Source organism: Staphylococcus rostri (genome assembly GCF_002902145.1).
GTDB classification, from domain to species: domain Bacteria; phylum Bacillota; class Bacilli; order Staphylococcales; family Staphylococcaceae; genus Staphylococcus; species Staphylococcus rostri.
Window position 1 is genome coordinate 1 of sequence record NZ_PPRF01000126.1, and the last position, 1,009, is coordinate 1,009.

At 45.1% G+C, this 1,009-nt stretch carries 2 protein-coding genes; both read left to right on the forward strand.

The window, feature by feature from the left end:
• Positions 1-389: deoxyribose-phosphate aldolase (gene deoC, locus CD122_RS11320; RefSeq protein ID WP_103359029.1), on the forward strand; the 389-nt coding region annotated here is incomplete at its 5' end.
• Positions 390-417: 28 nt separating this feature from the next.
• On the forward strand, positions 418-1,009 hold a 592-nt coding region (locus CD122_RS11325), incomplete at its 3' end, for a phosphopentomutase (RefSeq protein WP_103359030.1).

Consider the following 1,009-nt stretch of genomic DNA (forward strand, 5'->3'; position numbering starts at 1 on the left):
TTAACATCGGCGCATTAAAAGACGGTCGTTATGATGACGTACAAGCAGACATCGCAGCGGTTGTAGAAGCATCAGGCGATAAAACTGTAAAAGTGATTATTGAAACAGTGTTATTAACAGATGAAGAAAAAGTGAAAGCAAGCGAATTATCAAAAGCTGCAGGTGCGGACTTTGTGAAAACATCAACTGGTTTCGCAGGCGGTGGCGCAACACCAGAAGACGTGAAATTAATGAAAGACACAGTCGGTGACGGTGTAGAAGTAAAAGCATCAGGTGGCGTGCGTAACTTGGCAGACTTCCAAGCAATGTTAGAAGCAGGTGCAACACGTGTTGGCGCAAGCGCAGGCGTTCAAATTATGCAAGGGTTAGAAGCAGACACGGATTATTAAGATAGAAACTATAATAGGAGTGATTGTGATGACAACACCATTTCAACGCGTTCATTTAATCGTAATGGACTCAGTAGGAATCGGGGAAGCGCCCGATGCGAAGGCATTCAACGATGAAGGATCACATACTTTAAAACATACATTAGAAGGCTTTGACCAAAAGTTACCGAACTTGGAACGTCTTGGCTTAGGTAATATTGACGACTTACCGGTTGTCGGCCGTGTCGATGAACCGGCAGGCTACTACACGAAGATGAGTGAAGCGTCTGTTGGGAAAGATACAATGACAGGTCACTGGGAAATTATGGGCTTAAACATTAACGAACCATTCAAAGTGTACCCGAACGGCTTCCCAGATGAACTTGTTGCGGAAATTGAACGCTTAACGGGACGTAAAGTCGTGGCGAACCGTCCAGCGTCAGGCACACAAATTATTGACGAGTGGGGTGCTCACCAGATGGAAACAGGCGACTTAATCGTCTACACATCTGCGGATCCAGTGCTACAAATCGCGGCACACGAAGAAATCATTCCACTTGAAGAACTGTATGATATTTGTGAGAAAGTCCGCGAGTTAACGAAAGATCCGAAATACTTGATTGGACGTATCATTGCCCGTC